Origin of the sequence: Asanoa iriomotensis, from assembly GCF_016862515.1 — a bacterium.
Taxonomy (GTDB): Bacteria; Actinomycetota; Actinomycetes; order Mycobacteriales; family Micromonosporaceae; genus Asanoa; species Asanoa iriomotensis.
Genome location: NZ_BONC01000085.1, coordinates 24,445 through 30,708, shown reverse-complemented (window position 1 = coordinate 30,708; position 6,264 = coordinate 24,445). Strand labels below are relative to the sequence as shown.

General features: G+C 70.6%; 6 protein-coding genes. 2 read left to right on the top strand and 4 right to left on the bottom strand.

The features are described from left to right. Positions 1 to 719: glycosyltransferase (locus Air01nite_RS35930; RefSeq protein WP_203707854.1), on the top strand; the 719-nt coding region annotated here is incomplete at its 5' end. On the opposite strand, the gene Air01nite_RS35925 is transcribed toward Air01nite_RS35930, so the two are convergent. Further along, positions 693 to 1,172, bottom strand: coding sequence for a VOC family protein (locus Air01nite_RS35925; protein WP_203707853.1), 480 nt, complete (start codon positions 1,170 to 1,172; stop codon positions 693 to 695). The two genes, Air01nite_RS35930 and Air01nite_RS35925, sit on opposite strands and share 27 nt — an antisense overlap. A gap of 112 nt (positions 1,173 to 1,284) precedes the next feature. Here Air01nite_RS35925 and Air01nite_RS35920 point away from each other — a divergent pair, with 112 nt between their 5' ends. Continuing rightward, positions 1,285 to 2,076, top strand: a complete 792-nt coding sequence (locus tag Air01nite_RS35920; protein WP_203707852.1) for a maleylpyruvate isomerase family mycothiol-dependent enzyme — start codon at positions 1,285 to 1,287, stop codon at positions 2,074 to 2,076. Between the two features lie 42 nt (positions 2,077 to 2,118). Here the strand turns inward: Air01nite_RS35920 and Air01nite_RS35915 are convergent, their stop codons facing one another. The 3 genes from Air01nite_RS35915 to Air01nite_RS35905 form a co-directional block, all read right to left on the bottom strand. After that, positions 2,119 to 4,407, bottom strand: a complete 2,289-nt coding sequence (locus Air01nite_RS35915; RefSeq protein WP_203707851.1) for a bifunctional glycosyltransferase/CDP-glycerol:glycerophosphate glycerophosphotransferase — start codon at positions 4,405 to 4,407, stop codon at positions 2,119 to 2,121. Between the two features lie 275 nt (positions 4,408 to 4,682). Next, a complete protein-coding gene (locus tag Air01nite_RS35910; protein WP_203707850.1) occupies positions 4,683 to 4,859 on the bottom strand; it encodes a hypothetical protein in 177 nt (58 codons plus the stop codon). Between the two features lie 98 nt (positions 4,860 to 4,957). After that, positions 4,958 to 6,256 (bottom strand): hypothetical protein, encoded by a 1,299-nt coding sequence (locus tag Air01nite_RS35905; protein ID WP_203707849.1) that lies wholly within the window; start codon positions 6,254 to 6,256, stop codon positions 4,958 to 4,960. Positions 6,257 to 6,264 lie beyond the last annotated feature (8 nt).

The following is a 6,264-nucleotide window of genomic DNA, read 5'->3' as shown; positions in this document are numbered from 1 at the left end:
CCCGGCACGACGTGCCGGCCGTGCTGCACGGCAACACCCTCTTCGACGATGCCCTCCTCCTGTCGGTCACGGTCGGCAAGATGCGGCCACGGGCGGACGTGCCGGCCAGCGCCGCGGTGCTGCGGATCAGCCCCGACAGCCTGGTGCCGGGTGCGAGCGGCCAGCCCATGCGCCCGGTCGGGTACGGCGGTGGCGCGAGCCTCCCCCAGTCGCTGCGCGAACCGGGGACCCGCCCCCGGATCCTGGTCAGCCACAGCACGATCGCCGGGCCCGGCTCGACCTCGGTGCTGGACCGTATCGTCAAGCTGGCGCCGACCGTGGACGCGGAGTTCGTGCTGCTCCGCGCCGTCGACCGGCTCGCGGGCCGAAGCCTGCCGCCCAACGTGCGCGCGGTCGGCTGGGCCCCGGTGCCGGACGCCCTGGAGACAGCGAGCGCGATCGTCCACCACGGCGGCGCGGGCACCATCCTCGCGGCACTGTCGGCGGGCGTGCCGCAGTTGGTCACGCCGGGACCGGGCGACCGGGCACACAACGCGGACGTGGTCGCCAACCGCGGTGCGGGCCTGGCCGTGCCGGTGAAACGGATCGACGCCGCGGTGCTGCGCCGCCTGATCGACGACGCGGCGTTGCGCACGGCATCGGCCAAGGTCGCGACAGAAATCGCCGCGATGCCAGCGCCGGCCGAGATCGCCTCAACCGCCTTCGCCAAGTTCGGCTGACCACCGACCCGCCGCCTTGGTCGCAACGACGGACCCGGACAAAGAGGTCAGCCGCGCTTGGATAGGACGTAGGACGTCCTGGTAGTGCGGGTTGAACATGATGCCCAGGATGTTGTCGAACGGGTCCGTGACCGTCGCCGTGATGAAGCCCTTGCCTCGGTCGCGCGGCTGCTCACGGATCGTGGCGCCCATGCCGGTCAGCCGCTCCAGCGCGGCGTCGATGTCGTCGACGTGCCAGTAGGCCACCACCCCGCCCGCGCCCGTCGCCGTGCCCTCCGGCGCGAACTTGCGGTCGATCAGCCCGAGCTCCTGCTGGTAGTCACCGAGCCGGAACTCGGCGTAGCCGCCCTCGACCTCGAAGTAGGGCTCGATGCCGAGCAGGTCCGCATACCACCGCTTGGCCGCGGCCAGGTCGTCGGTCCAGTAGCTCATCGTCGCGATGCCCCGGAGCATTGTCGATCCCCTTCCTCGTCCATTGGTGACACGGACGTTAGCGGCGACCCCCGACAGTTTTCGGCGGAGATAGTCTCGATCGCGAACGCCCCCTCGTGTTTGGAGCAACCCCATGGCAACATCCGCCGACCGCCTCATCGCGGTGCTGCGCGCCGGCCACGACGACCTCGCCGCCAAGGTCGCCACCTTCACTCCCGACGACCTCGCCAAGCCCTCCGGGGCCAGCGAGTGGGACATCTCCCAGGTGCTCAGCCACCTCGGCAGCGGTGCGGAGATCAACCTGGCGACGCTGGAGGCTGGCATCGCCGGCAGCACCCCGCCGGACGGCGAGTTCAACAAGAGCGTCTGGGCCAAGTGGGACAACGCCTCCCGGCAGGAGCGCGCCGACTGGGTGATCACCGCCAACGACGCGCTGGTCACGCGCTACGAGTCGCTCGACGAGCAGGAGCGCGAGACGGTGCGCGTCACGTACGCCTGGATGCCCGCCCCGGTCGACGTCGCCGCCTCGGCGACCATGCGGCTCTCCGAGTTCGCCCTCCACGCCTGGGACGTGGCGGTCGGCTTCGACCCCACGGCCACCGTGGACGCCGCCGCCGCGCCGCTGCTGCTCGGCCAGATGGCGCACATGTTCGCCTGGGTCGCCAAGCCGGAGCACCTCGACGGCAAGACGGCCACGCTGGCGGTCGAGCTCACCGACGTCCCCGAGTCGTTCGGCCTGGTGCTCGGCCCCGAGATCGCCCTGGCCACCACCCCGAGCGACCCCGACGGCACCCTGCGCCTGCCCGCCGAGACCTGGCTGCGCCTGGTGACCGGCCGGCTCAAGACGGAGCACGCGCCTGCGCCGGTCAAGCTCGACGGCCCGATCTCCCTCGACGACCTGCGCCGGGTGTTCCCCGGGTTCTAAGCGACGGCAGGGCGCCACCGCTACCGGTGGCGCCCACCAGGCTCAGTGGGTCAGCACCGCGCCTTCCCGTGCGTCGTCGTCGATGGTCGGTGACTCCCGCGGTTGCGAGTCGTCCTCGACGGTGCGCAGCTCCTGGAGCTGCTCGATCGCCACGACCGGCACGGCACCCGTCTCCGGCAGCGCGGGGACCGGTTGGTCGAGGAAGACGCGCCGGACGACCCGCTCGGAGGCGCGGCCGTCGTCGAGGTAGCAGAACCGCTTGCGGAACACCTTGCGGGTCAGCGCCGCCTGCTCGCCCGAGACCGCGCCGGACCGGAACAGCTCGACCAGCTCTGCCTCGGTGCGGGCCGCCACGCCCGGCCCTTCGGAGAAGACGTCGAGGTAGGCGCCGCGCGTGGTCCGATAGGTGTCCCAGTCGGATGCGAAGATCGCGATCGGCCGGTCGAGGACCGCGTAGTCGAACATCACCGACGAGTAGTCGGTGATGAGCATGTCGGCGGCGAGGTAGATGTCCTCCACCCGCGGGTGGTCGCACACATCCATGACCTGCGGGTGGTCGCCGGCCACGATCGTCCGGTCGAAGTGGTGCACGCGCACGAGGAGCACGGTCCCCGGCGGGAGCTGGTCGGCGAACCGGCCCACGTTGAGCAGCGCGTCGGTGCCGAACTCGTAGTCCCGGTAGGTGGGCAGGTAGGCGACCGCGACCTGGCCGGGCTCGAGCCCCAGCCGGGCACGCGCGTCCGCGACCTGCTCAGCCGTGGCGTTGGCCAGGACGTCGTTCCGCGGGTAGCCGACCTCGAGCGTCTCGTAGCCGCACGGGTAGGCCCGTTCCCAGATCTCGGTGGTGTAGGCGTTGGGGCTGACGCTGTAGGTCCACCGGTCGCACCGCTTCAGCAGCCAGTTCATGTTCATGCCGCGGATGCCGGCCGGATGCTTGAGCTGGTCGACGCCCATCGCCTTGACCGGCGTGCCGTGGTTGGTCGACAGGTGCACCGCGCCGGGCCGCTTCACGACCCAGCCGGGATAGTTCACATTGGACACGAGGTATTTGGCGCGGGCCAGCATGCGATAGTGCCGCAGGGTGCCGATCGTGACACTGTCCACCTCGGACGGCGCCGTAACGCCGGACTTCAGCTCCCACACCCCGCGGACGCCGGGTGCGAGCTCGACCATCTTCTCGTACACGGCCGCGGGGTTGCAGCTGTAGCCCTTGCCCCAGTAGGTCGAGAAGACCGCGAGCCCTTCGTCCATCGGCCTGCGTAGCTGGAAGCGGTAGTAGGCCATGCGCAGCCGGCTGCGCAGCCGGACCTTGCGCTGCAGCCATTTCGCCTTGCCCTCGACCGAGCGGCGCAGGGCGAAGCTCAAACGGCTGAACAGCCAGAAGGTGTACGCCCGCCGGGCGACCAGCAGGTGCTTGACCCGCTCGCGTCCGGTCGGCATCGGGTAGCCGTCCGCCGGAACGTGCCGCGCATAGGCCTTCGCGAGCGCGGCGAAGAACTCCTGCTGGTGCGACCGCCCGACCCGGTCCCGGTTCTCCAGGACGAGCAGGCACTGGTACATCATCCGGGCGAACACGGCGCCCCGGAACGGCGCGGCCCGCTCCCCGATGCGGTCGAGCAGGGCGAACAGCCGGTCGTACTGCTCGAAGACCTCGAAGTGCCGGTAGCCGGGCGTCGAGGTGATCGCACCCTGGCGGCGCTGGCGGTAGTAGATGCAGACGCGCTCGAGCACGGCGATCCGGTCGGCGAGGATCAGCACGGAGTAGCCGACCGGCACGTCCTCGTAGAGTCCGGTCGGGAACGCGACCTCGTTGCGGACGAGGAACTCGCGCCGGAAGATCTTGTTCCACGCTACGTGGAACAGCTTGATCATGTTGGGCCGCTCGGCGAGGGTGAACACCATGGGCAGCGACTCGGCCCGGGCGAGATTCGAGAGCTTGCTGCGCGCGCTCTTGTTGTTCCACCAGACCTTGGAGTAGTCGACCACCAGCACGTCGGGGTCGGTGGTGTGCAGCCGGTCGGCCACGGCGGCGAGCGCGCCCGGCGCGATCCAGTCGTCGCTGTCGACGAACCAGACGTACTCCCCTGTCACATGCCGCATCCCGACGTTGCGGGCCTGGCCCAGACCCACGTTCTCGGCCAGGTGCACGACCCGGAGGCGGCGGTCGCGGGCGGCGTACTCGTCGAGGATGGCCCCGCAGTGATCCGGGGAGCAGTCGTCGACGGCGATCACCTCGATGTCGGTGAACGACTGCTGCAGGATCGAGTCGAGGCACTCCCGGAGGTAGGCCTGAACGCGATACACGGGAAGAACGATGCTCAGCAGCGGCATCCGGCCTGGATCCCTTTCTCATGCGATGAACGGCTGGCGCACGGACTCCTCGACGGCCCGCGACGCCACCGCGTCACCGACCGAAGGGCCCCCGCCAAATCACCGAGCGTCTGCCCACCGCATCCCCGTGCCCACCGCAGGTGCAGAAAGCTGTCGCTTCCCTGACAGTGGAAGCGTGAGGCTAACAGCGAACGCGAAGGAGATCCATAGCCGTCCAACGCGAAACCAACGCCTACTTGGCCGGCACGGTGTATTTAGGTGAACTGCGGGAAAAGTCACGCGCCCCGGCGGGCCCGCCGCACGGTCAGCGCGACCGCGGCGACGGCAAGCAGCGGGACGACCAGGAACACCCACTTCGCGTCCGGGCCAAGCCGGTCTCCGACGAGGACCGCGAGCAGCACAGCAGTCGCCGCCGCGACGAACGGGTAAATCGTCCAGCTCGGCTTCTTCATCGCTGACCACCACCTTCCGGAGGTCAGGGATGTACCCAGACGTCGGGCACCATATGCGGACGCCCCGCCCGGGTCCGCCGGGCGGGGCGTCCCACCTGTTACGGGCGGACCGTGACGCGGTCGCAGCCGTAGAAGGCCACCATCGCGCCGGCGACCCGGAGGCGTCCGTAGACGCAGGCGGAGGTGTCGCCGACCGCGAGGCCGTCGGCCTTGGGGTCGAAGTGCAGCATCGCGTCGGTGTCCCCGTCGCGGGTGCGCTCGTCCAGCTCCTCGACGTCCTCAGGGTGGATCTTGCCGTGCGTCTCGCGCGCGCCGAGCCCCGCCAGGATCCGGGACGGCGAGCCGAGCCGCAGCGTCGACCAGTCGATGGTCGTCGCGTCGATCGCGACCGGGTTGCCGTACTCGCCGGCGGCCGTCGTGAGAACGCCGACCGGCAGGACGCCGGGGTTGAGGTTGACGACGTTGTCGGCGCTGCCCGGCTTGACGTTGACGGTCGCCGGCACCGCGCAGGTAACCCCGAGCGTGGCGGAACGCACGTCGTTCGCCGACTGCGCGTCGACGACCGAGGGCAACTTCGGCGCCACACGGGTGGTCGCCGTGAGGTTGACCGTGCCGGGTTGCGTGCAGGTGACCGTGTACGTCCGCGTCAGCCGCTGTGGTGTGCCCACCGCGACCGGCACGTCCGTGGTGACCGGTGCGCCGTCGGCGATGGTGAGGCCGGCCGCCGCGGACACCTCCTGCCGGACGCGGGCGTCCGACGGCCCGTCCGGGCCGTGGTTGGCCACCGTGCTGGCCACCGTCACGGTGATCGGCTGGCCGAGCACGCCGAACAGCGGCGCCGCCGGCTCGACCGCGGTGACCGCCAGGTCGCTCTCCTTGCAGTCCGGGTCAGCCGGGTTGGCCGCGCAGAACGTGCGGATGGGTGCGGCCAGGTCGACGGTCACGACCTGCTGGTTCAGGCGTACGTCGGTGACGGTCATCGCGGCCAGTGCGGGGCTGAACGGCACGATGAAGTTGCCCGTGCCGCTGGACCGGACGGCCTTGCTGCCGTTGGGTCCGCCGTCGAGACGCCACAGTGGACTCCACGCGTTGATCTGCTCGATCTCGGCACCGTCCACATCGGTCAGTCGCAGGCGCAGGATCGACGGCTCGCCGGAGTGGCCGCGGGCCCGCGAGGTGGTGACCTTGGTCGACTCGACGTGCGCCTGGGTGCGGCTGTCGAACTTCACGCGGGCGACGACCGCCTTGGCCGGGTCCGTGTCGAAGTCGAAGACCGGCGGTGGGATGGACGCCGGGTCCGGTGGCGGGGTGGGCTCGGCGAACGCACCGCCGCCGGCGGCCACCCCGGCCGCCAGCAGGAGTCCGGCGGCCGCCGCGAGCACGATTTTGCGTACCATCGCTGTCT

Excerpts from the sequence above, each read along its gene's own strand:
- Air01nite_RS35925 (WP_203707853.1), bottom strand. The coding sequence starts at position 1,172 with ATGCTCCGGGGCATCGCGACGATGAGCTACTGGACCGACGACCTGGCC.
- Air01nite_RS35920 (WP_203707852.1), top strand. The coding sequence starts at position 1,285 with ATGGCAACATCCGCCGACCGCCTCATCGCGGTGCTGCGCGCCGGCCAC.
- Air01nite_RS35915 (WP_203707851.1), bottom strand. The coding sequence starts at position 4,407 with ATGCCGCTGCTGAGCATCGTTCTTCCCGTGTATCGCGTTCAGGCCTAC.
- Air01nite_RS35910 (WP_203707850.1), bottom strand. The coding sequence starts at position 4,859 with ATGAAGAAGCCGAGCTGGACGATTTACCCGTTCGTCGCGGCGGCGACT.
- Air01nite_RS35905 (WP_203707849.1), bottom strand. The coding sequence starts at position 6,256 with ATGGTACGCAAAATCGTGCTCGCGGCGGCCGCCGGACTCCTGCTGGCG.